Source organism: Sorangium sp. So ce302 (genome assembly GCF_051530145.1).
Taxonomy (GTDB): Bacteria; Myxococcota_A; Polyangia; order Polyangiales; family Polyangiaceae; genus Sorangium; species Sorangium cellulosum_B.
In genome coordinates, this window is record NZ_CP150326.1 from 3047009 (window position 1) to 3071011 (window position 24003).

The window sequence follows — 24003 nt, forward strand, 5'->3', positions numbered from 1 at the left end:
ACCGCGAGCGTCGTGATGGCTCGGTCCTGGGTCGAAAGAGCGTGGTCCGGGCGGCGCCGAGCGCGCTACGGGGCGCATCGGCGTGCCGTGGGCACACGAGTCCGTCCGGGCGTTGGTCTGGCCCGAGAGGCGCGTCGCGAGACGCTATGCGGCGTCACCGGGCGCCTTGCGGCGCAGAACGGTGCTCTTCCAGTACGGCGGCCCTCGGTTGGGAGAGCGTGCTGGAACATCGGTCGGCTCGCCGAGCGCGGAGAGAAAGCGGGTGATGTTCGTTGGCTCGGTCACCAGGGCGACGAGCTTCATCCGCCTCTTGCAAGCTGGGCACTCGAGGACATCGATCGCAAATGTGCGGCGCAAGAGCTCGGCCCACGGTCGATAGCCGCCACGCTTGCGTTTCGGAGCGGCGTCATCGTCCGCCTTCGTAGGCTCTTCTGGCTTCGCAGGGCGCGGTCCGATGCGCTTGCGCGCCAACGTGGGCGACTTGCCGAGGCGAGCACGCCAGCGTACTTGACGGTGTGAAAGCGCGGCGGCGGGACGCTGGCCGCGAGGCGGCACAGGAGCGAGAGCGGATCCATGTCCACCGCGACAGTCCCGTCAGCGAAGGCGCGCTTGAGCGAGAGCCGCACCAGGCCGTCCTGCTGCGGCTCGACGCGCTCCTTTGCGATCGGGGGTCGCAGCACGTAACGCAGCAGCGCCTCCCTCGCCGCGGCATGGTGCGCACCGGCGCGCGTCGCTGCGTGCAAGGTGAAGCCATCGAGCGCAGCGCACAGCGGCTTGTCGTACGCGAGCGCGCTCGGACAATACGACGAGAGTCCGCGGAGCCATTGCGGGCCGGCGGGCGGCTCTCGTCCCGAGACGGCGGAGGCACAGAGCGCGGCCTCGGGCTCGTCGTCCTCCTCGACGTCGTGCTCGATCTCGAGATGCCCGTGCCGCCGGAGCTAACGGAGCATCCGCCCGACGGCGTGCTCTAGGACCTGACCGACCTCGCGCGTTCGCAGGTGACCGAGTTCGTTCCACACGAGCTCGGTGCCGTCTTCGTGATAAGCCCCGTCGAGGAAGACCACGTGCAGATGCGGATTGAGCTGCATGTCGCCGGACGTGCGTTGCACGACGGTCACCGCGCCGCTCTTGACCGCGCCGCACGCGCCTCGGCGCGCGGCGTGCTTTTCGTAGAACCGCTCCACGCTCTCGACGAAGATGCGGGTCAGCACGCCGAACAACGCCCCGTCCTGGGCGAGCCTGCGCCGCCACGGAAACGGAAACGTCAACACCCACTGTCGGAACGCCACCTCGGGCAGGACGTCCTCGATCAGGTTCGCCGCCGTGGCACACATGCGTCGGCCCAGACACGACGGGCAGAAACCGCGTCCTTTACAGCTGAAGGCCACCAGCCGACTCTCTTCGCAGCGCTCGCACCGGAGCCGCGCGAACCCGCGGCAGAGCAGCCCGCAGTCGAGGTAGGCTTCGAGCTCCTTCTTCGCGTGCTTGGGTATCCGGACGGCGATGGCGCCGTCGTCGATGGCCCCGTACAGCGTCTCCACGTTGTCGCGCACGATCTCGTAGAGCGTCGTCTTCTCGGGACGACGGCGCTCGTAGACGACGCCCGTGGTGCGAGCCACGCTGGCCACACGGCGCCGACACCGCACGCCGCACGGCACGCGGTGAGGGCGCGTTTTCGCCGCGAATTTCGACAACCCGCCGGGCTATCGCCCATGGCGGCGCCATGGCGGAGTGGCGGGCCGGGGGCCGGCGGGCCGCGACGCTCGCTGCCGCGGCGGCGGAGGCGCTCGCCGAGCCCCCCGGCTCGCGCTCGATATGTCGGCGCGCGAGAACGTAGAGCGCGAGCGCGCAGCGTTGCAGGAGGAGAGCATCCGGGTGCAGCAGAGCCGGCTAGCGGAGCTGTCCACGCCGATGATCCCGATCACCGAGCAGGTGTGTTACCGAACTGGCTAGATGATGGTCCTGGGCCCTTTTTCGCTCGCGCTGGTTGATGGCCATCCGGTGCCCGGAGCCCCCGCCTGAGGCTCCGTTCGCCCATCGCCCGCACGGGACGGTCGCCGGAGCGCGGAGGGCGGGTCAAGGGCGGCGTAGTCGCCGCGCCCCGGCGCGGGCACCCTTGACGCGCCTGAGCACTCCGGCAGCCACGGCCGCGGGATGCGCCGACCATCACGGCCGTGACCGGGAGCGCTCACCCCCGCGATGGCCATCGAACAGCCTGCGCGATCGAGCATCAACCATCGTGAGCGTCAACAAGGTGATGGTCATGCCTCGGGACCATGGATGAGCAGCGTGCCAGGCACGTGCTTGAATCTGCGCTCTCTGGCGCCGAGGCGCATGGTGCGCGTGCCGCCTCCGTGCCAGCATGCAGGAGCCTGTTCGCCACTCGTTTTCCCACCGCTCCCCGTGGCGTCCGCAGTTCCGCCATGGCATCGCCATGCAGCATCGCGGCGAGAGGGTCGTCGCCTGCGCACGCCGCCGCGCTTGCCTCCCGGCACAGGCCTGCTGCCTGCCGGCATCATTTTCCGGATGCCTCCGGGGCGCTTCGGCACGCAACCGCAGCGCGCGGGCGATCCCAGTAGAGCCTGCGGGCACTGGCGAGCGGCAAGGCTCCGGCAGCGAGTCGACGCGAGCGGCGGGCTCGACGTTCGGCCCAAGCTTGCTCACCCCTCCGGTGCCACCGGCAGCCCGAGCAGCCGACCGATCGTCTCGTGAACGACCCGGGCCGCCACCTCGTCCCCGAGGGCGACGGCGCGGCTCAGGGTGCTGGCCAGCGAGGCGACCACGGCCGCCCGAGGCGACGGATCGGTCACGGCGAGCGCCCCAGGCCCTGGGCTTGACAATTGGACCAAGCCGCTTCGCGGCAGCTCCTGTCCCTGCTGAGGTCGACCGCGACGACGACCGCGATCGCGAGACGACACCGCCCTCGCGCCCCGCGTAGCCTCCACGAGACCTTGGGAGCCATGGACCTGGTGGCGGCGCTCGGGGCCGCGAGCTAGCGCGATGCGGACGAGGTGCAGGAGCTCGGCGTGAGGCTCAAGAAGCTGCTGCGGGCCCTGCTCCGTTAAGCATTGCGGATACCGAGCCGAGGTTTCCTGCCGCGGCTCGGATCCTTGTCTTCGCTGCGGTTGTCACGGCGGTCATTGCTGCCGCAGCGCGACTTTTGCCGGTATTCACTGCGAAAAAAAGCGCCCGGCGCCGCGCAGGACTCGCCGCCCGCCGCCTCATTCCCTGCCCACCCTGCCGTTCGCGACGCCCCTGCCCGGGCGCCGCGTTCACCAGGAGGGCAGCGATGGGACAGCTCCGCGATCGAATGGCCGAAGACCTGAAGCTGCGGCGATACAAGCCGTCGACATGCGACAATTACCTCCGCTGCGCACGGGCCTTCGTAGCCTACCACCGCAAGCCGCCGCAGCAGATGGGTCTCGACGAGGTGCGCGCGTTTTTGCTCTACCTCGCCGAGCAGCGAAAGATCGCGGAGGCGACGCAGCACCAGTACGTGGCGGCGATCAAGTTCCTCTACGCCACCACGCTCGGGCGTCCGGAGGTCGCCGTCGCGATCCCCTGGCCGAAGGTACCCCAGAAGCTGCCGCCGGTCCTCAGCGGCACCGAGGTCGAGGCGCTGCTCAACGCGATCGGCTCGGTCAAGCAGCGCACGATCGTCCTGACGGCGTACGGCGCCGGTCTGCGGATCGATGAGGTCTGCTCGCTGCGGGTCGAGGACGTCGACAGCAAGCGCAACCTCATCCACGTCCGCAATGGCAAGCTCGGGCGTGATCGGTACGTGATGCTCAGCGCCCCCGTGCTGACCGCGCTGCGCATCTACTGGCGGGCGGAGAGACCCGCTGGACCGGAGCTGTTCCCGGGTCGCAAGCAGGGCTCGGTCATCTCGCACGAGGCGGTGCGCAACGCGCTGCGCGAGGCGGCGAGGCGCTGCAAGCTGCACAAGCGCGTCACCCCGCACGTGCTGCGGCACAGCTTCGCCACCCACCTGCTCGAGCTCGGCACCGACATCCGCGTCATCCAGGCCCTGCTCGGCCATCGCTCCATCCGCACCACCGTCCGCTACGTCCGCGTCAGCCAGGCTCACGTCGGTCGCACCCGCAGCCCGGTCGAGGTGCTCGGCACCCAGGAGGCCAAGAAGAAGCTCGGCTGAGGTCGCGTGCACCCGCATCGCCTGGCGCCGCGGCCCGCGGCGACGGGTAGGCCTCGTCTCGAGGTCGCGGATATCGTCCGCGCCCACGGCGAGGCCTACCTGCGCGCCCACGCCGTCTCCACCGCCCAGCGCAAGGTCCTGCGCGACATCGCCGCGTGCAGGACCGCGGTGCTGGGCGGCCATGTCGACGTGTGCACGGGCTGCGGCCACGAGCAGCCCTCGTACAACTCCTGCCGCAACCGCCACTGTCCCAAGTGCCAGAGCCTCAGCCAGGCCAGGTGGATCGCCGAGCGGCAGCAGCGCATCCTGCCGACGCACTACTTCCACGTCGTCTTCACGCTCCCGGCCGAGCTGCGCCCGCTGGCGCTCGTCAACCCGCAGACGGTCTTCGATCTGCTCTTCCAGTGCGGCTCGCAGACCCTGCTCACCCTCGGCCGCGATCCCAGGCGGCTCGGCGCCGACATCGGTGTCACCGCCGTGCTGCACACCTGGAGCCGCAATCTCAGCTTCCATCCGCACCTGCACTGCATCGTCACGGGCGGTGGGCTCTCGCTCGACGGCTCGCGCTGGATCGAGGGGCGGAGCGGCTACCTCTTCCCTGTGCAGGTCCTCGGCAAGCTCTTCCGCGGCAAGTTGCTCGCCGCGCTTCGGCAGGCCTATGACGCCGGAGAGCTCGACCTGACCGGCGGGGCCGCCGCGCTGGCCAACCCCGCTGCCTTCGCTGCGCTGCTCAAGACGCTCTACCGCAAGCCCTGGGTGGTGTACGCCAAGCCGCCCTTCGCTGGGCCCGAGCAGGTCTTTGCTTACCTCGGTCGCTATACCCACCGTGTCGGGCTGTCCAATCACCGGCTGCGGTGGATGGATGAGCGCGGCGTGTGCTTCCGGACCCGCGGAGACAAGACCGTGACGCTCTCCGCAGAGGAGTTTCTGCGTCGCTTCCTGATGCACGTGCTGCCTCATCGCTTCGTGAAGATCCGACACTTCGGCTTGATGGCTGCGTGTCACGCCACCACCACGCTCGAGGTGGCACGCACGAGGATCATGGCGGCGCGAGACGCAGGGCAGCGCGCTGTCGGGGGAGATGAGCACCGGGAAGGCAGCTCTCACGAGCCCTCTCCGCGCCACGTCGTCAAGGTCGACTGGTGTACGCTGCTCGCCGCGCTCACGGGGGTCGACCTGTCCATCTGTCCTCGCTGCGGTCAGGCTGCGATGGCTCGCCGCCCGCTGCCGTCGTGCGTCATCGCCTCCTCCGCTGCTCCTCCGGACACGTCATGAGCATCGCTGGCCTGGGCAGAAGCGACAGCACCACCTCCGTTGCGCGGCGGTCAGGCATCGATCCGCCTTCTGCGCCGTCCACGTCGGCGGCCTGCGTGCTGCTGGGCCTCCGTCGGCGCCGTGCTCTGCCTCGGCGCGTCTGCGCCCAACGTCGTGGCGGCGGGATGCACCACGCGTGCGAGCCCCGCCGCGCCCGCCTTCTGCGGCCTTCTCGGGCAGGATCTCCATAGGCCTCGCGACCGCCTCGCCCGGCCGCGAACCGGCCCGGTCCAACCCGACGTTTACGGGACTGCGCCGGGACCTCGCCGCCGCTGCTGCTCGGGCGCAGTCCCGCAAACGCCTATTCATTGGGCCCGGGTTGGGCCCATGCCCCATGAGGGGGTGCGATCCGTCGTCACGCCCTCCCCAGATGCCCGGGGATGCGACGGATCGCGACGGTTCGCCACCGCGGAACAGTCCCGCCAGGAATTCCCGGTCGGAGAGGAGCGGTCGCCAGAAAGATTAGTGGTTCCGGTGGCTTCCGGCCGTTTCGCCGCCGAGGGCGGCTCCGACGTGGCCCAACGGGCCGCCCTCCGTCGCCGCGTCGTCCGCTGTCGAGGGGACCGGGGCATCATCGGTCGGGGTCGGCGCCTGACTCGACAGCGCGGCGCCGAAGGAGCCACCGTCGCTCGCCGCCCCGGCATCCGGTCCCACCAACTTGGCACCCACCGGGAGGGGCGTCATGCGGGGAGTCTGCTCCGTGCTCACCCCCGGATGTCGTGAGCGGCTATATCGAAGGACCGCGTTCCCTCCACAGCCTGCGGGGCGAGGCTATCCGGAGGCGCGCCGGGCGCCGCCGGGCGAGCGCGGGCGCAGGCCGCTCTTCGCCGCCCGCTTCGGCTTCGGCGCGTCCGCTCGCGGGAGGAGATTTTCCCCTCCCCACGCCATCACCGCGTCGATGAAGGCGCGGAGCTGCGGCGGCATGAACTCCCGCTCCACGTAGACCACCGCGATGTGCGAGTCCGCCTGGATCGCGCCTGGCAGCACGTGCAGGAGGGCGCCGCTCTCGAGGTGAGGGCGCACGATCTGCTGCGGCAAGAGCGCGATGCCGAGGCCCTGGAGCGCGGCGTCGCAGAGCAGGAGGAGGTCGTTCGTGAAGAGCGCGCCCTCGACCTGGAACTTACCGTTGGAGGACGGCCAGTGCGTCTGCGGGAGCTCCCCCCGGGCGAAGCCCATCATGCAGCGGTGGCTCCGCAGATCACGGCGCGTGCGCGGCGTGCCGCGGGCCTCGAGGTACGCGGGCGAGGCGACCGCGAGGAGCGGCATGCGCGCCAGCGTCCGGGCGACGAGGCCGGGCTCGAGCGCGCTGCTCGCGCGGAGCGCGACGTCGTAGCCGCCGCGCTGGAGGTCGACGTGCTGGGTCGTGCTGTGGACGTGGAGGCGGACCTCGGGGTAGCGCCGCGCAAAATCGCAGATCATCGCGTTGAAGCTCGTGTCCACCATCGGCGGCACCGAGACGCGCAGCTCGCCGCGCACGGCGCCGTCGGCCTTGCGCACGCTCGCCTCGGCGTGGTGGACGGCGTCGAGCACGACGCGGGCGTGGCGGTGGAGCGCCTCGCCCGCGTCGGTGGGGGCGAGGCTGCGCGTCGTCCGGCGGAGCAAGCGCACGCCGAGCCGCTCCTCCAGCCGCGCGAGGCGGCGGCTGATGGTGGCGCGAGGGACGCCGAGCTCGGCTGCGGCGCGGGACAGCGATCCGGCCTCCACGGTCTTCGAGAAGGCGAGGAGCTCGGAGGTCTCGAGGGGTTCGTCCATTTGGATCAAATCCTGGCAGGTGCTTCCAACTGTCGATGCATTGTTACAGGCGTGTCCAGGCCTCAGAATGCCCGCTCATGAACGACAAGGCACGCACCATCGGTTACTGGATCGCGACGAGCCTCCTCGGCTTCGCCTTCGCCGCAGGCGGGCTCGCCGATCTCTCTGGCTCCCCTCAAGTCCTCGAGGGCATGGCGCACCTCGGCTACCCGGCCTACTTCGCCACCCTCCTCGGCGTATGGAAGGTGCTCGGCGCCGTCGCCCTTTTCGCCCCGCGCTTCCCGCGCCTCAAGGAGTGGGCGTACGCCGGCATCTTCTTCGATCTCACCGGCGCCGCCGCCTCCCACGCCGCCGTGGGCGACGGCGCCGGCAAGGTGATCACGCCCCTCTTCCTCGTCGCCGTCGCCGCCGCCTCCTGGGCGCTGCGCCCCGAGCGCTGCAGGCTCGCGAGCGCCCCGAAGCCCGAGACCGAAGCCGGCGTCGGCGAGCACGCGCTCGCGACCTGAGGCGGGATCTCACGGAACGACTCGCCCCACCTCACCCACGTACCACCGAGCAAGCATCATGAGCGACCAACTCCTCCAGCAAGTCCTCCTCGAAGCACGCACCCACAACGGCTGGCTCGCCGAGCCCATCGACGACGCGACCCTGCACCGCCTCTACGAGGCCCTGCGCCTCGGCCCGACCGCGGCCAACAGCGTGCCGGCGCGGCTCGTCTTCGTAAAGAGCCCTGAGGCCAAGCAGCGCCTGCGCCCCTGCCTCGCGGAGGGCAACGTCGAGAAGACCATGAGCGCGCCCGTCACCGCGATCATCGCTTACGACACGCGCTTTCACGAGAAGATGCCGAAGCTCTTCCCGGCGCGCCCGACGATGGGCGAGGCCCTCGCCGGGATGCCGCCGGAGCAGCGCGACTTCTTTCTCCTCCAGAACGCCTCGCTCCAGGCCGGCTACCTGATCCTCGCGGCCCGCGCGCTCGGGCTCGACTGCGGGCCGATGGGCGGCTTCGACCGGGAGAAGGTCGACGCCGCGTTCTTCGCCGACGTGCCGTGGAGATCGATCCTCCTCATCAACCTGGGCCACGGCGATCCGGCGAAGCTCTACCCGCGCAACCCCCGCCTCGATTTCGAAGAGGCCTGCCGTATCGCGTAGTCGACCGGTCCCCGCCGGAAAGCAGACGGAGGCCGGCACATCCCCGGATCAAGCCGCGCCCCTTCGGACCAGGGCCCGCAGGCGCGGCGAGAGGGCGCGGCCCGAGAAAAAGTGGTCGCGGAACCAGCGCTGCGCCGGGTCGTCGTCGTGGCGCTGCGACCACACGGCGACGACCTGGGCGGCGGGCAGCTCGAAGGGAGGCGCGAACACCCGAGGCCCGAAGCGCTCGCGGGCGCGCTGGGCGACGCTGCTCGGGATCGTGCAGAGGACGAGCCGCGCAGCGCGGCCGGGTGGTGGGGGCATTTGCCCAGAGAGATGTCATATGAAGGCGGGAAGGTGGGAAGATCATTGATGATTTTCTTCCCGCCTTCCCGCCTTCATGTTCAAATGACCCCACCACCCGCGGCCGACGCCCACGCCCGCGCGGTCGGCCTGGTGATGCCGCCGATCCACACCAGCGTGGAGCGCTGGTGCGACTACCTGGTGACGACGCGCTTCGGCGCCACACCCGGGAATGCGCCCGGCCGCCGGCCGGCGTCCTCCCGTCCTCCGTCGCCTGATCTGCGATCGGGGCCGCCGCCGGCCCGGAGCGGAGCGCCCGTGAAGCGCGCGCACGACGTCGGGTGAAAGTGCCCACGCGCGTCGGTCATCCGTCTTGTTTTCGTCGAGCACCACGGCGCCGCGCTCGAGATCGAGATCGGACGGCTCCAGCGACCCGGGGGACCAAGGTAAGATTCAGACGGCTTGGCGCGGCGGCGGTCCGGTCCGGGCCGCGGCGGCGTCTGCGTGTCATGCTGGCCCAGACACCGCGCCAAGGCACGCTCCCTCTTGCCGGTCGTGCCCAGGCCCATGTTGCCGCGAAAGGAGCTCCGAACCCTACCTCGCTTGACGACGTGCTGTTCCAGCCACCGCGTCGCGCGGCGACACCGCCGCGGTGGCTCGCTTCCATCCCACCAAGGAGCGTTCATGCGACTGTCATTATCTTCGGCACATTGCGTCCTCGCCTTGGTCACCGGGCTCACGGGCATGGTCGGGTGCTCGGACGACCGTGGTCCCGGCAGCAGCGCGCCCGACGCGGGCGCGCCCGGCGATCCCGACGCTGGCGCGCCCGACGGCAGCCCGCCCTCCTCCGCGACGTTCGGTCCACTCGGCGATCGGCCGGATCTGCCCGTCGACGGGCGGCTCACCATCGACGGCCTGCTCTCTGCCGTCGATGTCGTCCAGGACAGGGACGGTAGGCCCCATATCTATGCCGAGGACCTCGTGGACGCGATGCGCGTCGAAGGGTATCTGACGGCGCGCGACCGCGCGCTTCAGCTCGAGATCTTGCGGCGCACCGCCCAGGGGAGGCTCGCAGAGCTCTTCGGCGACCTCGATCCCACCACCATCGATCAGGACATCGCTCTTCGCCATGTAGGGCTCGGTCGGATCGCCAGGGCCCAGTACGACGCGCTCCCCGAGGGGGAGCTCCGCCAGATGCTCGACGCGTACGCGGACGGGGTGACCCAGGTGTTCAGGAAGATCCGCTCCGGGGACATCCTCCTCCCCGGAGGCGCGACGGGGATACCCGTCAAGGCGTTCACCGACTGGAGCGGCGTCGACTCGCTCGTGATCAGCCGCTTCCAGAGCTACCTCCTGTCGTTCGACGCCGAGCTGGACATCACCATGCAGCAGTTCTTCGACGCCGCCCGGACGACGTTCGCGTCGAGCAGCGCCGATCCGCTCGCGCAGAAGCGCGCCGGCTTCGAGCGGGACTTCCTGAGGTTCGCCCCCTCCGAGCCCGCGGTGACCAGCAGCGGCTATCCCGCCTCCCCGGCGCGGGAGAAGGCACAAACGGCGGAGGGCAAGGCGGCGAAGAGAGCGTCTCGCGCGCGACGACCGGGCCGCGCCGCGCCGGGCCGCGCGAAGCTCATTTCGTCGCTGACCGGCTACCTGAGCGCGGTCCAGCGCGCCAGGAGCAAGGTCGCCCCGGAGGGCTTCGGCTCGAACAACTGGGCCATCCACGCGAGCCGGAGCGCGACGGGGCACGCGCTCGTGGCCAGCGATCCCCACCTGTCGCTGAGCGCGCCGGCCGTCTGGTATGCCGTCTCGATCCATGTCACCGCGCCCGAGGGCAAGGACGCGAGCCGCGATGTTCACGTCGGGGGCGTCACCTTCCCCGGGATTCCGGGGATCATCCTGGGCCACAACGAGCACGTCGGGTGGGGAGCGACGGTCGCGATGTACGATGTCACCGATGTCTATGCCGAGAAGCTCACGCCCGACGGCAAGGCCGTGCTCTTCAAGGGCAATCCAGTGCCCCTCCAGACGGTCGAGGAGGTCATCGCGATCGCTGGCAGGGAGCCCTATACTTACCGTGTCCCGATCGTGCCCCATCACGGCCCGCTCCTGCCGACCATCGTCGACCACGCGGTGGTGGATCCGGACCCGGCCGTGGGGGCGCTCAGCGTCCGCTGGACGGGGCTTGAGCCGACGAAGGAGCTGGAGGCCATCTTCGGCCTGCTGCGCGCTCGCTCGGTCGATGATGCGCAGGAGTCGCTCTCGAAATTCAGCGTCGGCGCGCAGAACTGGGTGATGGGCGACGCCGCGGGCGACATCCTCTGGACGACGCACGCGGCGATCCCGACGCGGTCTCGCGAGGCGTTCGCCTGGGACGCGGCCACCTATACGGGCGTCCTCCCCTGCATGGTGCTCCCCGGCGACGGGACGGCGGAGTGGACCGGGACGCTCCCCGAGCACCTCATCCCCCGGGCGAAGAACCCGCCGGCGGGATACATCGCCACGGCGAACAACGACCCCATCGGGGACTCCCTGGACAACGATCCATCGAACGGCGCGCTCCCCGACGGCACCCCCATGTACCTGGGGTGCAGCTTCGACATCGGGTTTCGCGAGGGCCGCATCCAGGAGCGGATCGATGCCCACGAGGGACCTCTGTCGCCGGAGGATTGCGCGGCGATCCAGGGCGACATCAAGTCTGCGCTCGGCGCGAGGCTCGTGCCTCACCTCCTCCGCGCCGTGGACCGCGCCGACGAGGAGCGCGCGACGCCCGGTACTCACGCCGATCTGAGCGCGCTCGTCGCGGACGCCACAGCCGACGACCTGCAGCGCCTCGCCGCCCTGCGGGCGCTCCTCGACGGCTGGGGCAGGGAGGCGGACTACAAGGCGGCCGCCGGCATCGATCTCGATACCGCCATGCCGCTCGCGGACGAGGGCGATGGCCCCGGCGCGATCGACGCCCGCGCCTCGGAGGCGACCTTGGTCTTCAACCTCTGGCTCGTCCGGGTGGTGCGCCGGGTGCTGGGCGACGAGCTCGGCCAGATGGGCTTCTCGTCGTTCTCCCGGGAGCTGTCGGCGAAGGCGCTCCTCCACCTGTTCTCCGCCGATCGGGAGCAGCTCGCCACCTTCGATCCGGCCGTGCAGGACAGCACGCTGTGGGACGAAATGGGCACGCCAGCGGTCGAGTCCAGGGACGAGCGCGTGCTGCGCGCCCTGCTCGACGTCCTCGCCTGGCTCGATCGACAGGGCGGCTCCGGGGCTGCGGCGCCCCGCTGGGGCGCCTTTCACACGGTCACCTTCGACGCGCTCGTCCCCCTCTTCAGCAGCCTCAGCATCCCTCCGTCGAGCGATCCCCTCTGGAGCGGCGGCTTTCCGCGCGGCGGCGACGAGTTCGCGGTGGACTCCTCGGATTATCGCCTCTCGTGGGCGCTCGACGAATCACCGGATTTCCGGTACGTCCACGGCCCGTCGCAACGGCTCGTCGTGGAGCTCGACCCGGCGGGGCCGAAGGCGTGGAACGCCATTCCCGGAGGCAATGTCTGGGACGCCGAGAGCCCACATTTCCGCGATCAGGCGGAGCTCTGGCGAAAGAACCAGACGCGCCTGGTGCCGTTCCTGCTCCCCGACGTGATCCAGGCGAAGGAGTCGCGCACGGTGGTCGAGGCGCCGTAGCCGGCGCGTCCTCCGAGGTCCACCCCGGGCCGGTATCTGTCACGTGACGATCCGAGCACGCGATCGAAGCGATGCCTCGGGTGTCGTCGATCATCGTTCACGTCGCCGGTCGCGAGCGCCACGGCGTTGGAGCCGCTGTTGTACGTTATGTCAACTGCCGGTCGTTGGCGGGAAACTCTTGACAGATCGGCATGCCTTTGCGCGGGCTATCTGTATCGTCCTGCCCGTCGTCAACGGTCGCCGCGCCGAGGTGGAGGCGGACGGGGAAGCCGTCGACCTGCGCGCGTGACGCGGGCGCTCCCCTGCGCGAGGTCGTCCACCGCGGTGGACATCGGGGATCACGCGTCCGGTCGTCGGCCGTCGCCGATGTAGAGCGGCTCGTCGTCGGGCCGAAGCTCGATCGGCGGCGGCGACGCGCGATGGCCGTCCCGCTCGTCGTTCGCGTCGAGCCCGATCGAGACGGCGGCGGTGCCCGCGACGAGCACGGGCTGCCCCACCTCGATGACCGTCTCCCGATAGCGCACCGCGCCGTGAAAGCCGGCGAAGAACGACGCGCGCTCGAGGCCGTAGCGCTTGCGAAAGGCGTCGACGTGGTCGGCGGCGTCCGGGGGCGGCTCGGCGTCCGCGAGGTCGAAGCGCACATGGCCGCTCGGGCGGACGAGCGCCTGGCCCGTGCCGTCGTCGAGGGCGAAGTCGGGGGCCCACTCGGCGTCGTCGTCGACGACCCAAACGAAGCCCAGGTTGTTGAGGCCGAAGCCGCCCTTGCGCTCCTGCCGCCAGCGTACGACCCGGAAGGCGACGCACGGGCGCCCGCTGAAGGGCGAAACGAGCGGCTCGCCGACGGGCATCGCTCGGCCCCTCGCGGCGGCAAAGCGGGCTGGCCGCAGCTGCGCGATCGATTCGACGCACGCCCGGCGCAGGCGCTCTCGCCCGGCGCGCCGCAGCGCCCATCGAAGCCCGGCCCCGCCGAGGCCGAGCGTCAGCGCGACCCCCAGCGCGGAGAGGAGCACGGCTTCCACGAGGACATGATCGCTCAGAGGGCCTCGCCCGGCCAGGGCGACGCTCGTTCGCGCGAGGCGGCCGACGGGAGCCGCGCCGGGGTATCGTCGCCGCCCATGCGCGATCGCCAGCAGGTGTGGCGCCAGACGCGGGCCCGGCTGCACCCGGAGCGCATCGCCCGGCGGGAGGACGCGCTCGCACGAGCGAGCATGCCGATCGAGGGCTCCCTCGGGCAGCTCGACGAGACCGGCCTCCGGCGGCTGCTCCAGCGCTTCTCGCCCGCGCCATGCTCACCCTCCGGCAACTCGAGCTGGCGCGGGCGCCTCGCTCTGGAAAAGAGGCTGCCGTGGATCGCAGTGGAAGTACGTGCCGTAGCGTAGAAGGCGGCGGGGTTAGCCGCCTTATGCCCCGATATAGGCCGCCAGCTCGTCAGGCTTTCCCATGGGAAAGGCTTCCTTCAAATAGTCGAGGAAGGCGGACACACGAGCGCTCAGCAGCCGCCGGGACGGATAGAGCGTCCACACGGCGATGTCTGGGCCGTCCACATCGCCCCAATGCACCAGAGTTCCAGCGGCCAGATCGCGACTTACAAGTGAAATGGGGAGGCGCCCGGCGCCGACGCCCGCTCGGACGGCATCGCGGACCATGAAGAGCGACGATAGGCGCAGGACTGGATCAACCACGATGCGCGATCTTCCGGCTGGCGCCACGACATCCCAGGCTGCAGTCCGGTCGCCTGCCCCCCGCACTACAGCCGGAACAGCGAGATTGTCCGCCGGTCGAGCGAGGCCCGGGCTCGCGACGACCACCAGCCGATCGCGCAGCAAGATTCGTCCGACAAGGCTTTCATCCGGATCCGGATTGACCCGGATCACCAGGTCGTAACCTTCCTCCACCATGTCGACGGTCCGATCTTCCGTCGTGACCTCAAGCCGGACCTCCGGATATTTCAGCGCGAACCCGGCCGCAAGCTTGCCCATCGCGGCCTGCGAGAAGAGCAAAGGCGCGCTGATTCGTAACTTGCCTCGCGGCCGATCCCCACCCGAGGCGATCGCTGCCGCAGTCTCGTCGAGCTCGGTAAGCAATGCCCCCGTTCGCTCAAACAGCGCCCGTCCTTCCTCGGTGAGCTTCAGCGTGCGCCCCCCGCGCTCGAAGAGACGCAGGTCGAGGGCGGCCTCCAGCTCCGCGACCCGGCGGGACAGGGTCGCTTTCGGGCGCCCCGCGGCGCGTGCGGCTCGTCCGAAGCCTCCGTGTCGGGCGACGAGGCTGAAATCAGCGAGAGCAAGCAGATCCATGCGTTCCACCGGTGAGACGGTCTGTCTCAGAATAACGTCTATCGGCGCGAATGTAAACCACTAATTTACAGGGTGTCTTTGGACCCCAACCAGAGTGATCCCCATGTCCATCCTCGTCACCGGCGCGACCGGCACGGTCGGCCGCCAAGTTGTCGAACAGCTCGCGAAGCGCGGCGCCGACGTGCGCGCTCTCGTCCGCGATCCCACCAAAGCCAACTTCCCGGCGGGCGTCGCCGTCGCGCAGGGCGACCTGCTCGACGTCGACTCGCTGCGGAGCGCCTTCTCGGGCGTCTCCACACTCTTCCTGCTCAACGCCGTGGTGCCTGACGAATTCACCCAGGCCCTGATCGCGCTCAACCTCGCCCGCGAGGCCGGCATCGAGCGGATCGTCTACCTGTCGGTGATCCACAGCGACCTCTACGTGAACGTGCCGCACTTCGCGGGCAAGTTCGCTGTCGAGCGCATGATCGAGCAGATGGGCTATAGCGCCACCATCCTGCGTCCCGCGTACTTCATGAACAACGATCTCACGATCAAGGATGTGGTGACCGGATACGGCGTCTACCCGATGCCGATCGGCGGCAAGGGGCTCGCCATGATCGACGCGCGCGACATCGGCGAGATCGCGGCCGTCGAGCTGATCCGCCGCGAGCAGGCCGCCGCCCCGCTTCCCCTCGACCGGATCAACCTCGTCGGTCCCGACACGCTGACCGGTGCGGATGCCGCGGCCATCTGGACGGAGGTCCTGGGGCGCCCGATCTCCTATCCTGGCGATGACACCGCCGGGTTCGAGCAAAACCTCCGGCGGTTCATGCCGAGCTGGATGGCCTTCGACATGCGCCTGATGAGCGAGCGCTTCCTCACCGAGGGCATGCTCCCCGAGGCCGGCGATGTGGCACGTCTCACCACGCTCCTGGGACGCCCCCTGCGCTCCTACCGCGACTTCGCCGCCGAGATCGCGACCTCGGCCTGACGGCCGAGCGATGCTCGACACTCACGACAAGGAATATCATCATGATCTATTCGACCGCCACCGTCCCTGTGAACCCGGAAGGCGAGACCGAGCTGACCCGCGCGCAGGCATGGGAGGGCCTGGTCCTCAAGGCCCGCGACGCCCGCCTGTTCCTCCCGCCCGGCCTCTGCACCCGTTGCGACGTCGTCGAGGAGAGCGGTTCTCACATCGTGCGTGAAGCCACGATCGCAGGCGGCGACCTGCGCGAGATCATCACGTTCGAGCCGCAGAGCAAGGTCACTTTCTTCCAGGCCACCGGTCCCCGCGAGGGCGCGATCATCAACGAGCTGTTCGAGGACGCCGACGGCACGCTCCAGCTCCGCTTCTACTGCTACCTCGGCCTGCGCGGCAAAGAGCCGAACGGCCCCGAGGAGCAGGCCGAGCAGGAGTGGATGAACAGCGATAAGGGCTACAAGAGCGCCTTGCTGTCAACGCTGAAGCGCACCCGCGAACTGCTCGCGGAGGGCCGGCTCTGAGCACCACGAGGGACATGAACGACGGGACTGCCTCCTGGGAGGCGCCCCGCTTTCCGAGGTAGTACGCCGACAAGAACCGGCAGGAGACCATCGTCAGAGATAGCGGGCTCGACTGGATCCTCGTCCGCCCCTCCGTCCTCAACGACAAGCCCAGCCGCGACACGATCCGGGCTCTCACGGATCTCTCCAGCTTCCACGGCGGAACCATATCGCGAGCAGATGTTGCGAGCTTTGTCTTGGACCAGGTGCGCGACGACGCCTGGGTGCGTCGTTCCCCGTTGATCACCTGGTGAAAGCAACTCAGCGCGATCGGACCTGTCGTCGTCCGTGATGAAGCACGAAATCAGCTCGTCGGACGCAGGCCATGCAGGCGATGCGTGCCATGTTCGCCGCAGCGCCGAAGCTCAAGCGACGGCGGCGGGCGCCACACGCCCGACAATCGTCGCCTACCTGATGCCGAGGAGCCTCAGGTCGCTCGCAGCGACGCCAACCGTTTCAGGAGGTATGCCTTCAGGGCCTCGTCGGTCGTGAGTCCGACGGCGATGGTCAGCGCCTCGACGGCCGGGGCCGTGTCGCCGGCGCGGGAGAGCAGGTGACCCTTCGCGGCCCAGTAGGGCTGGTAGGAGAGCATGCGTTTATCGGCCTCAAGCGGCGTCAGATCGGCAAGTGCGGCGCGCGGGCCGTCCACCTCGGCGCGCGCGACTGCCCGGTTGAGGATGGCCACCGGCGAGCCGGTGAGCGCCAGCAGATGGTCGTAGAGCGCAACCACCGCCGGCCAGCTGGAGACGCCGGCCAGGCGGCGGGCGACATGCGCGGACTGGATCGCCGCCTCGATCTGGTAGCGACCGCTCGGCCCCGCAGCGTTCGCCTGATGTAGCAGGTCTTCGGCGAGCGCGATCAGTGAGTTGTTCCAGAGACCTGTGTCCTGTTGTTCGAGCGGCACATAGGCGCCGGCCGCGTCGCGCCGGGCCGCGCGGCGGGCGGCGGTGTAGAACATCAGCGCCAGCATGCCCTTCGCCTCGGGTTCGTCGGGGAGCAGGGAGACGACCATGCGGCCAAGCCAGATCGCCTCGTCGGCGAGCTCGGGGACGGCGTCGTCGCCCACCTCGTTCCAGCCTTTGGAGTAAGCGGCATAGATCGCGTCAAGAACGGCGTCGAGGCGTTCGGGCAGCTCTTCCGGGTCGGGCACGCGAAAGGGAATGCCTGCGTCGCGAATGCGGGTCTTGGCCCGGACCAACCGCTGCCCCATGGTCTTGGGCGGAATCATGAAGGCAGCGGCGATATCCTCGGCGCTCAGACCGAGGATGGTCTGGAGGACCAGCGGCGCACGAACGGCGCGCTCGATCGCCGGATGGGCGCAGGCGAACATCAGGGCGAGTCGGCGGTCCGGGATCACGTCCTGCTCGTCTGCCACCGCTTCGATCTCGTCGCCGATCAGCTGCAGGTGCTCCTCCCCGGCCTTGCGGGTCTGCGTTCGGCGAACCGTGTCGGTCTGCCGTCGGCGCGCCGCGGTCAGCAGCCAAGCGTCCGGATTGTCCGGTACGCCCTCCGCCGGCCACACGCGCAGGGCGGACGTGAAGGCTTCGCCGAGCGCGTCCTCCGCGCCCGCCACGTCGCGGGTGCGCGCGCTCAGGAAGGCGACGAGGCGGCCGTAGCTCTCGCGCGCCACGCGCTCGGCAGCACGACCGGCCTCGTCCATCACATCACTCCCGCTGGCCTACCTGGGGGGGCCACGATCGACCGGCGGCCGAGAGTCCGGCTTGCCGGCCGAAGCGCCCACGAAGCGACGGCGAGCGCGGCGAAGCCCAGCGTCACGGGGACGTGCCACGCGGGACTGTGGCAAACCAGGTGGGACACTGCTGCGCCCGTCATGTTGAAGAAGATGCCGGCGTAGGCCCACTCCTTGACCCTCGGGAATCCTGGGGCCAGGAGCGCCAGCGAGCCGAGCAGCTTCCACACGCCGATGATCATCACGAAGTACACGGGATAACCCAGATGCTTCATGCCGTCGATCGTCTCCGGTCGCTGCGCGAGCTCAGCGATACCTCCGCTGGTCATCGCGAACACGACGATCCCCGTCGTCATCCAGTACCCGACCGACCTCGCGGTCAGCTTCATGGTTTGCCTCTCGTGTGGGCTGCTGCCGCTGTCGGGGACACCGCGCGCTTCGGCAGCACGGATGGCCTCGCCCGACACCATCAGCGCTTCCCACCCGCCTGGGGATCCATGACGGGACGGATCTCGATCGACCCGTATTTGCTCGACGGGCAGCGCTTGGCTCAGGCGATCGCCTCGTCGAGGCTCGGGGCTTCGACGAAGAAGTAGCCGGCGAATTGCTCCTTCGTGTCCGCATAGGGGCCATCGAGCACATCGGTCTTGCCGTCGTGCTGGCGCACGGTGGTCGCCGCCGAGCTCGGCTGCAGACGTTCACCCGGAGCAGAGCCGGCGGCCTTGGCCAGCGCCTCGTTGAAGGCCGCGTATTCGGCCCAGAGCTCCTTCTGCGGGGCCGCGGCGAGGGCGGGTTCGTCGTGGTGGATCAGCATCATGAATCGCATGTCGTTGGCTCCTCCAGCGGAACCGCATGTCCCGCTGTGACAATGACGGGCGAGCCTCACGGATTTCTACCGGCCCCCGAAGAATCTACTCCACAGCGGCGGCGCGTAGAAGAGCGCGAAGCCGACGCGTGAGATCGGGGGCCGTCCTTCGCCCGGGCGGATCGGCCGACGCAGGGTTCGGGCGAACGGTCTATGTGGTCGGCGCTGCGACCTCGGCCCTGTCCGCCCGACGTGGTTCGGCGGGGGTCGCGACAGAAAGCCCCGCCAATCGGATCGAAACCCCCGCCCTGTCGAGGCTGCACCAAGGGTGATACTCCCCTGCTGGAGGCGGTCCGGGCGACCGTCCGCCGAGGAGAAGGCGTGATGAAGACGGACGAGCACGGGAAACACGCAGTGAACTTCGGGCGCGAGCGAGCCTTGAGCTACGACGACCAGGTGCGCCGCTTCTGGGCGGGTTATGGCGTCATGCAGCAGGTCATCGCCGAGGTGATCGCCGCTGCGCTCCCCGACGAGGAGGCGGCGTCGCTGCTGATCGTCGGCGTCGGGACCGGGAGCGAGGTGAAGCCGCTCGCGCGCTACGCGGGGGCCGGCGTTCGTTTCACGGGCGTCGACCCCTCGCCGGAGATGGTCGCCGTCGCGAGAGAGAAGCTCGCGGCGGAAGGCCTCCTCGAGCGGACGAGCCTGCATGCCTGCGAGCTGCGCGATCTCGCGCGCGGGCCGTTGTTCGACGGCGCCCAGATGATCGGCGTCCTGCACCACGTCCCGGGCGATGAGGCGCGCGTCGAGCTCTTGCGGGAGGTCGCCGGGCGCCTGAAGCCGGGGGCGCCCTTCGTGATCGGCTGTCGGACTGGAGACGATCCGCTGCTGAGCGCCGTCGAGGACCGGCGGGCCCTCGCGGAGGGGCGGCCGCCCGAAGCGGCGGAGCAACGACGGAAGGCCATGGCGTCGTTGAAGATGCCGGCCTCGGACGCCGAGGTCTTCGCGCTCCTGGCCCAGGCAGGCTTCATTGCGCCTCGCCTCATCTTCTGCGAGCTGCAAATCAAGACCTGGGTGACGCGCCACGACCCGTCCACGCTCGGCGCGTGACGCGGCGACACGCGGGGCCGCGGCTCCGCCCGATGTCGCTCCTGGTCAACCTGGCAGGGCTCGACGCTGCGGTAAGGGAGAAGGGGAAGCGCGTGGCGGAATGCCGCAGTGAGGCACGCGTGCGGTTCGCGCGTGGAAGGGAATGACAGGCGATGAGGTGCGCTCATCGGGCGCGAGCGCGTTCACGCAAGCTCCTTCCGCGCGTCTCTCTCAACGAGCGCTCAGCCCGCACGCCTGGACCGGGCTTTGCAGTTACACAAGACATGCTGCAAGACATGCATCAGCACGCTGCGTTCATCGTGGGAGTCCTGGGTGTCTCGCTGACGCTCGGCTGCGCCGGCGAGCCTGGAACAGCCGAGGCGCTCGGAGAGAGCGCCGATGCGTCTTCAACGGCGCCGGGTGAGCCGAACCACGAAGAGATCACCAGCACCGCGCTGGCGTTCCTGAAGCCTGCAGTGATCAGCGCTCTGAAGATCGGCAACGTGTCGACGGACGCCGAGTTCTACTTCAGCAATGCTGCTCACTTCGATGACTGCAACTTCAGCGGAGGAGCCGCCTTCATCGCCGAGAAGCAAGCCGAGGCGGTGGCGGCGCTGGGCCCGGGCATCGCGCAGCTGGATGGTGATGCGCTGGCATTGCTGGCGTTCTCCCGTTCGCTTCACGCGGTGCAGGACTTCTACGCACACACGAACTGGGTGGAGCTCGGCGGCGACGTCCTCGTGGACCAGTCGCTCACGGCGTTCCCCGCGCTCGCGCGTGACCGAGCGAGCGCGGTTAACGCTGATGAGCTCCGGGGCGGAGCCTCAGGCGAGCGCTTCGGCGATAACGCCCTAAGCCATCACTCGACGACGATGGAGGAGATCTTGTCGTTCATGGCGCCCAGGGTTGGCGCATCGGAGGTGTACTGCACCGAGGTGCCGGTGTACCCCGCGTCGTAGTACGCCGTGACCGTGTAGCCGGGGGGCACCTGGATCGAGGAGATCCAGTCGTTTGCGATCGCGCGAGCGCGGATGTCGAGAACGTCGTACTGCCCGCGGTCGAGCACGACCGCCCTGCCGCCGAAGGCGTCGTGCTCGTACACGGTGATGCCCGAGGTGGCAGGCGGCGGGGCGTTGTAGTTCGAGTACTGTTGCCACAGGGTCTCCAGATCGTAGCCCGTCAAGCCGACCCACGTCTCGCTCGAGTACTCCCCTTGACGCAGGATGTCGTCGAGCGCGTCGACCACTGGCGGCAGGCCCACGCGGTACGTCGCGTCCATCCATTTGAAGAAGGCGGCCGCATCACCGTAGCCGAAGAGGTAATGCGACCCGTACGTCCATCCGCTCGGGATGGACCAGCCGGCCTCCTCGTTCTTGAGGCCGTAGGCGTCACGCACATAGTCGGCGCCCCCCTCGATGATCCAGCCGGGGACCTCGCCCCAGTACCCGAGCTGGACGACGTGCATCGTCTCGTGCACGACCACGTCCGCGCCCAGCGGGTTGTCGAGCATGAACTGCCTGTTGTAGAAGGTGTTGGTGCCGCTCGCCCAGGCGATGCCGGGCTGGTCGGTGATGTGCAGCCCCACCGTGGTGGCCGCGGCCGGGTTGAAGCGCTGCACGAGCTGCGGGTACACGGTGTAGAACGTGCAAATCATGTCCTCGAGGATGACGTCATTGAAGTTTGGGACGGTGGTGACGTCGAGGGTATAGGGGCTGCCGTCGCCGCAAGCCGGAGTTGGCGTGCCCCCCTCGAAGCGGAGGTTGTCGAGCACCGTAGCCGTGCTGGACTCCGGCACGTTCAGCGCCAGCGTGATCCGGAGATCCGAAACTTGCTGCTGAAACGCGCTCTCGAGGTGAGCCGGCACCGAAAACGAGAGCGTGCTCCACGTGTTTTCCGGCACGTTCTCCAGCGAGGCCAGGCCCACCCAGGCCCTGTTCAAGCCGAGCGTCGGGCTGCTCACGTACATGTGCACCTGACCCCAGACCGAGCTCACGGGGACCCGGATGTCGAGCGCGAGCTCGTCCGTGACGCCCGACAGGGTGGAGAGCGCCGAAGAGGTCAGCTCCGCGTACGAGAAGTCGCGCAGCCCGAGCGCGGCCGCGCCCTCCGTGTGGTGCGTCGAGGATTCGAGGATCCCGTCCGAGGCCGTCCAGTCGGCCACGTTCTCGAACCCGAAGACCGAGTCCTGCTGCGTCAGCGCGAGCTCGGCTGTCTCGACCGGGGCCTCTTCATGGGGCTCCCCGGCGACGGCGCAGGCGCTCAGCGCCCAGCACGTCAGCAGCAGACTCGCTCGGCTCAGCAGCTTGCGTGTACTGTGATGAATCGATCGTGTCATGTTCCTCGTTGTGCGCGTCTGGAGGGCGTACCCGCGCGAGCGAATCGTCGGATTCATGCGCTCGCCGCGAGCACGCCAGGACGGGAGCCATCGCGATAGGCTCCCGCCAGCCCATCAATGCTTCCGGGGTCCATCGATTCAAGCACCCTTTACATTACTTCACATCGCGAATCGCGACAGCTTTGTTACTCCCGCGGCGCTGCGGCGACGCCTACGTTCCCGGCGAGCCCGAGGCTCGGCGAAAGGAAGGCGCCCATGGCTCAGCACGAAATAGGGGGGAAAGCATCCTACGAACGTGACGTCCGGAGGGTCGTGCGGGGGATCTCGACGTGGCTGCAGGCAGCCAGGGCGGCGGGGAGAGCAACGACATCGAGCGCGTTGAGCGAGCGCCCGCGCAGTTGCGCAGCCGCGCGCGCAACGGCGCTCCACGGCCGGCGCGATGCCCAGGCTTTTCGGCCCGATCGCGCTGGCACACCCGTTGCCAATGGTCTGGACGGCGCCCGACGCAGGGGAGGGGAGAGCCGCTGTCGCCTCGACAGCGGAGCTCCGCCCTCGGGTCGTGCGGCCAGAGAAGGCCGCGATGGCAGCCATGGAGAAACACATGAAGACGAATCTGAAGATCGAATCGCTCCGCCGTGGTCCCCGGTCCGTTCTCGCGCTGCTCGTCGTGGCGGCCGCGCCGGCGTGCGCCGCCGTGCCGGCGGAGGAGCCCATGGTGGAAGATCCCGCGGGCGAGAGCGTTGACGCGAGCGAAGAAGCGCTGCGCTCGGGCGACGTCGCCGGCTGGGCTTTCTACAACGGATCCGGGCTCGTCCCGGTGCGATCGTTCAACTCGTCCGGGGGCGCGACGCGTGTTGCGAGCTCCGGCGTCGGGGTGTACACGGCCACGTTCGATGGCCTGAGCGGAAGCGGCGGCAACGTCCAGGTGAACGCGGCGGGTGGAGACGGCCAGCGGTGCAAGGTGGCCTCGTGGGGGACCGCCGGGGCGGCGCTCCAGGTCAACATCCGTTGCCACACGGCGGCTGGCCAGGCGGCGAACTCCCTCTTCGTCGTCTCGTATTCCCGCTTCGCGGGTGGCACGGCGGTCTCGAGCGACGGAGCCTATGTGTGGGTGGATCGGCCCAGCACCGATGTGTTCACCCCCTCGCCGACGTATCAGTGGGGCGCGCCGTCGACCGTCAACCGGACCCGCACGGGCCGCTACATCGTCACGCTCGCCGGGCAGGCGTCGGACGGCGGCTCCATGCTCGTGACGGCGTATGGGACCGGGGCCGAGTACTGCAAGACGGCGGAATGGCAGCGGGTGGGGACGGACACGGACGTCGAGGTGCGCTGCTTCGGTCCGGGCGGCGCGCCGGCGGACTCGCGCTTCTCGCTCAGGTACATCCGCGACGTGCGTGACGCGGCGACCGAGAGCGGCGGCTTCGTGTGGGCGCACGAGCCGACCGCGGCGAGCTACACGCCCTCGCTCACGTTCCAGCACCACCGCATCACGTCCGAGTGCAACGACATCACGGAGATCCTCACCGCGCAGCGGCTCTCGACCGGGCGTTATCTGATCAAATATCCGGAGATGGGCAGCGGCACAGCGGTCCCGAGCGGGGCGGCCCTGGCCACCGCGTACGGGACGGGTCCCGAATACTGCAACGTGACCGGCTGGAGCACTCCCGCCTCGGATCCGGACCTGCTCGACGTCGGTGTCCGGTGCTTCAACGCGAGCGGGTCTCTCGTGGACACGCAGTTCACGCAGACCTACTTCGCGAACCTGTTCCACGCCTGCTGACCTGCCGGGAGGCGGCCGTCCCGCGGCTGCCTCCCGGAAAGCGGGCGAAACCGCAGTCGGCAGCTGCGGGAACCAGCTGGGTCGACGTCGCGGACGCCACGTTCTCCCTCCGTCGGTCGGCGGCGCAACACCGCAGGTGGCATGCTCCGTGCCTGCTTCTTGCG

General features: G+C 69.4%; 24 protein-coding genes and 1 pseudogene. 13 read left to right on the top strand and 12 right to left on the bottom strand.

Features of this window, described 5'->3' with window-relative positions; all coding sequences use genetic code 11:
* Nucleotides 1–144 precede the first annotated feature (144 nt).
* The 4 genes from WME73_RS11920 to WME73_RS11935 form a co-directional block, all read right to left on the bottom strand.
* Nucleotides 145–303: a hypothetical protein gene (locus WME73_RS11920; RefSeq protein ID WP_437915767.1), complete on the bottom strand. Its 159-nt coding sequence runs from the start codon at nt 301–303 to the stop codon at nt 145–147.
* Nucleotides 300–914: a transposase gene (locus tag WME73_RS11925; RefSeq protein ID WP_437917381.1), complete on the bottom strand. Its 615-nt coding sequence runs from the start codon at nt 912–914 to the stop codon at nt 300–302. The genes WME73_RS11920 and WME73_RS11925 overlap by 4 nt, the downstream gene beginning before the upstream one ends.
* A 24-nt stretch (nt 915–938) precedes the next feature.
* Nucleotides 939–1658: a transposase zinc-binding domain-containing protein gene (locus WME73_RS11930; RefSeq protein ID WP_437915768.1), complete on the bottom strand. Its 720-nt coding sequence runs from the start codon at nt 1656–1658 to the stop codon at nt 939–941.
* Between the two features lie 1002 nt (nt 1659–2660).
* Nucleotides 2661–2810 (bottom strand): hypothetical protein, encoded by a 150-nt coding sequence (locus WME73_RS11935; protein WP_437337454.1) that lies wholly within the window; start codon nt 2808–2810, stop codon nt 2661–2663.
* Between the two features lie 479 nt (nt 2811–3289).
* On the opposite strand from WME73_RS11935, the gene WME73_RS11940 reads away from it, so the two are divergent.
* Nucleotides 3290–4153, top strand: a complete 864-nt coding sequence (locus WME73_RS11940) for a tyrosine-type recombinase/integrase (protein WP_437893382.1) — start codon at nt 3290–3292, stop codon at nt 4151–4153.
* Between the two features lie 6 nt (nt 4154–4159).
* A complete protein-coding gene (locus WME73_RS11945) occupies nt 4160–5428 on the top strand; it encodes an IS91 family transposase (protein WP_437912459.1) in 1269 nt (422 codons plus the stop codon).
* A gap of 810 nt (nt 5429–6238) precedes the next feature.
* Here WME73_RS11945 and WME73_RS11950 read toward each other — a convergent pair.
* Nucleotides 6239–7219, bottom strand: coding sequence for a LysR family transcriptional regulator (locus WME73_RS11950; RefSeq protein ID WP_437915769.1), 981 nt, complete (start codon nt 7217–7219; stop codon nt 6239–6241).
* Nucleotides 7220–7296: 77 nt separating this feature from the next.
* Here WME73_RS11950 and WME73_RS11955 point away from each other — a divergent pair, with 77 nt between their 5' ends.
* On the top strand, nt 7297–7725 hold the full coding sequence (locus WME73_RS11955) for a DoxX family protein (RefSeq protein WP_437915770.1): 429 nt from the start codon (nt 7297–7299) through the stop codon (nt 7723–7725).
* A 58-nt stretch (nt 7726–7783) separates the two neighbouring features.
* A complete protein-coding gene (locus WME73_RS11960) occupies nt 7784–8368 on the top strand; it encodes a malonic semialdehyde reductase (RefSeq protein ID WP_437915771.1) in 585 nt (194 codons plus the stop codon).
* 48 nt (nt 8369–8416) lie between these two features.
* Here WME73_RS11960 and WME73_RS11965 read toward each other — a convergent pair whose 3' ends face one another.
* Complete coding sequence (locus WME73_RS11965) at nt 8417–8671, bottom strand: hypothetical protein (RefSeq protein ID WP_437915772.1); 255 nt, start codon at nt 8669–8671, stop codon at nt 8417–8419.
* An 84-nt stretch (nt 8672–8755) separates the two neighbouring features.
* On the opposite strand from WME73_RS11965, the gene WME73_RS11970 reads away from it, so the two are divergent.
* Nucleotides 8756–8995 (top strand): hypothetical protein, encoded by a 240-nt coding sequence (locus WME73_RS11970; protein WP_437915773.1) that lies wholly within the window; start codon nt 8756–8758, stop codon nt 8993–8995.
* Between the two features lie 339 nt (nt 8996–9334).
* Nucleotides 9335–12319, top strand: coding sequence for a penicillin acylase family protein (locus WME73_RS11975; protein ID WP_437915774.1), 2985 nt, complete (start codon nt 9335–9337; stop codon nt 12317–12319).
* A gap of 338 nt (nt 12320–12657) precedes the next feature.
* Here WME73_RS11975 and WME73_RS11980 read toward each other — a convergent pair whose 3' ends face one another.
* The gene (locus tag WME73_RS11980; protein WP_437915775.1) at nt 12658–13338 is read right to left on the bottom strand and encodes a hypothetical protein; all 681 of its coding nucleotides are present in this window, start codon (nt 13336–13338) and stop codon (nt 12658–12660) included.
* 6 nt (nt 13339–13344) lie between these two features.
* Here WME73_RS11980 and WME73_RS11985 point away from each other — a divergent pair, with 6 nt between their 5' ends.
* Nucleotides 13345–13698 carry a hypothetical protein gene (locus WME73_RS11985; RefSeq protein WP_437915776.1) on the top strand — a complete coding sequence of 118 codons (354 nt, stop codon included), beginning with the start codon at nt 13345–13347 and terminating at the stop codon, nt 13696–13698.
* 21 nt (nt 13699–13719) lie between these two features.
* Here the strand turns inward: WME73_RS11985 and WME73_RS11990 are convergent, their stop codons facing one another.
* Entirely contained in the window at nt 13720–14613 is an 894-nt protein-coding gene (locus WME73_RS11990; RefSeq protein ID WP_437870692.1) for a LysR family transcriptional regulator, read from the bottom strand.
* Between the two features lie 103 nt (nt 14614–14716).
* On the opposite strand from WME73_RS11990, the gene WME73_RS11995 reads away from it, so the two are divergent.
* The 3 genes and pseudogenes from WME73_RS11995 to WME73_RS12005 all read left to right on the top strand — a co-directional run.
* Complete coding sequence (locus tag WME73_RS11995) at nt 14717–15586, top strand: SDR family oxidoreductase (protein WP_437915777.1); 870 nt, start codon at nt 14717–14719, stop codon at nt 15584–15586.
* Between the two features lie 41 nt (nt 15587–15627).
* Nucleotides 15628–16101 carry an SRPBCC family protein gene (locus WME73_RS12000; RefSeq protein ID WP_437745604.1) on the top strand — a complete coding sequence of 158 codons (474 nt, stop codon included), beginning with the start codon at nt 15628–15630 and terminating at the stop codon, nt 16099–16101.
* A 62-nt stretch (nt 16102–16163) separates the two neighbouring features.
* Nucleotides 16164–16394: pseudogene (locus tag WME73_RS12005) on the top strand (NAD(P)H-binding protein); the annotation flags it as partial.
* Nucleotides 16395–16567: 173 nt separating this feature from the next.
* Here WME73_RS12005 and WME73_RS12010 read toward each other — a convergent pair.
* From WME73_RS12010 to WME73_RS12020, 3 genes are all read right to left on the bottom strand, one after another.
* Nucleotides 16568–17800 carry an RNA polymerase sigma factor gene (locus tag WME73_RS12010; protein WP_437915778.1) on the bottom strand — a complete coding sequence of 411 codons (1233 nt, stop codon included), beginning with the start codon at nt 17798–17800 and terminating at the stop codon, nt 16568–16570.
* Complete coding sequence (locus WME73_RS12015) at nt 17800–18219, bottom strand: DoxX family protein (protein ID WP_437745606.1); 420 nt, start codon at nt 18217–18219, stop codon at nt 17800–17802. The genes WME73_RS12010 and WME73_RS12015 overlap by 1 nt, the downstream gene beginning before the upstream one ends.
* 161 nt (nt 18220–18380) lie before the next feature.
* The gene (locus tag WME73_RS12020) at nt 18381–18656 is read right to left on the bottom strand and encodes a YciI family protein (RefSeq protein WP_437915779.1); all 276 of its coding nucleotides are present in this window, start codon (nt 18654–18656) and stop codon (nt 18381–18383) included.
* A 363-nt stretch (nt 18657–19019) separates the two neighbouring features.
* Between WME73_RS12020 and WME73_RS12025 the strand changes: the two genes are divergently transcribed.
* Complete coding sequence (locus WME73_RS12025) at nt 19020–19742, top strand: SAM-dependent methyltransferase (RefSeq protein ID WP_437915780.1); 723 nt, start codon at nt 19020–19022, stop codon at nt 19740–19742.
* A gap of 263 nt (nt 19743–20005) precedes the next feature.
* The gene (locus WME73_RS12030; RefSeq protein WP_437915781.1) at nt 20006–20680 is read left to right on the top strand and encodes a hypothetical protein; all 675 of its coding nucleotides are present in this window, start codon (nt 20006–20008) and stop codon (nt 20678–20680) included.
* Here the strand turns inward: WME73_RS12030 and WME73_RS12035 are convergent.
* Nucleotides 20581–22056, bottom strand: coding sequence for a basic secretory protein-like protein (locus WME73_RS12035; RefSeq protein WP_437745610.1), 1476 nt, complete (start codon nt 22054–22056; stop codon nt 20581–20583). The two genes, WME73_RS12030 and WME73_RS12035, sit on opposite strands and share 100 nt — an antisense overlap.
* 601 nt (nt 22057–22657) lie before the next feature.
* On the opposite strand from WME73_RS12035, the gene WME73_RS12040 reads away from it, so the two are divergent.
* Nucleotides 22658–23839: a hypothetical protein gene (locus WME73_RS12040; protein ID WP_437915782.1), complete on the top strand. Its 1182-nt coding sequence runs from the start codon at nt 22658–22660 to the stop codon at nt 23837–23839.
* Nucleotides 23840–24003: the final 164 nt, after the last annotated feature.

Coding starts and splice junctions, on each gene's coding strand:
- WME73_RS11950 (WP_437915769.1), bottom strand. CDS start 7,219: ATGGACGAACCCCTCGAGACCTCCGAGCTCCTCGCCTTCTCGAAGACC.
- WME73_RS11990 (WP_437870692.1), bottom strand. CDS start 14,613: ATGGATCTGCTTGCTCTCGCTGATTTCAGCCTCGTCGCCCGACACGGA.
- WME73_RS12010 (WP_437915778.1), bottom strand. CDS start 17,800: ATGGACGAGGCCGGTCGTGCTGCCGAGCGCGTGGCGCGCGAGAGCTAC.
- WME73_RS11960 (WP_437915771.1), top strand. CDS start 7,784: ATGAGCGACCAACTCCTCCAGCAAGTCCTCCTCGAAGCACGCACCCAC.
- WME73_RS11995 (WP_437915777.1), top strand. CDS start 14,717: ATGTCCATCCTCGTCACCGGCGCGACCGGCACGGTCGGCCGCCAAGTT.
- WME73_RS11965 (WP_437915772.1), bottom strand. CDS start 8,671: ATGCCCCCACCACCCGGCCGCGCTGCGCGGCTCGTCCTCTGCACGATC.
- WME73_RS12015 (WP_437745606.1), bottom strand. CDS start 18,219: ATGAAGCTGACCGCGAGGTCGGTCGGGTACTGGATGACGACGGGGATC.
- WME73_RS12040 (WP_437915782.1), top strand. CDS start 22,658: ATGAAGACGAATCTGAAGATCGAATCGCTCCGCCGTGGTCCCCGGTCC.
- WME73_RS11970 (WP_437915773.1), top strand. CDS start 8,756: ATGACCCCACCACCCGCGGCCGACGCCCACGCCCGCGCGGTCGGCCTG.
- WME73_RS12020 (WP_437915779.1), bottom strand. CDS start 18,656: ATGCGATTCATGATGCTGATCCACCACGACGAACCCGCCCTCGCCGCG.
- WME73_RS11985 (WP_437915776.1), top strand. CDS start 13,345: ATGATCGCTCAGAGGGCCTCGCCCGGCCAGGGCGACGCTCGTTCGCGC.
- WME73_RS12000 (WP_437745604.1), top strand. CDS start 15,628: ATGATCTATTCGACCGCCACCGTCCCTGTGAACCCGGAAGGCGAGACC.
- WME73_RS11940 (WP_437893382.1), top strand. CDS start 3,290: ATGGGACAGCTCCGCGATCGAATGGCCGAAGACCTGAAGCTGCGGCGA.
- WME73_RS12035 (WP_437745610.1), bottom strand. CDS start 22,056: ATGACACGATCGATTCATCACAGTACACGCAAGCTGCTGAGCCGAGCG.
- WME73_RS11975 (WP_437915774.1), top strand. CDS start 9,335: ATGCGACTGTCATTATCTTCGGCACATTGCGTCCTCGCCTTGGTCACC.
- WME73_RS11955 (WP_437915770.1), top strand. CDS start 7,297: ATGAACGACAAGGCACGCACCATCGGTTACTGGATCGCGACGAGCCTC.
- WME73_RS12025 (WP_437915780.1), top strand. CDS start 19,020: ATGAAGACGGACGAGCACGGGAAACACGCAGTGAACTTCGGGCGCGAG.
- WME73_RS11920 (WP_437915767.1), bottom strand. CDS start 303: ATGAAGCTCGTCGCCCTGGTGACCGAGCCAACGAACATCACCCGCTTT.
- WME73_RS12030 (WP_437915781.1), top strand. CDS start 20,006: ATGCTGCAAGACATGCATCAGCACGCTGCGTTCATCGTGGGAGTCCTG.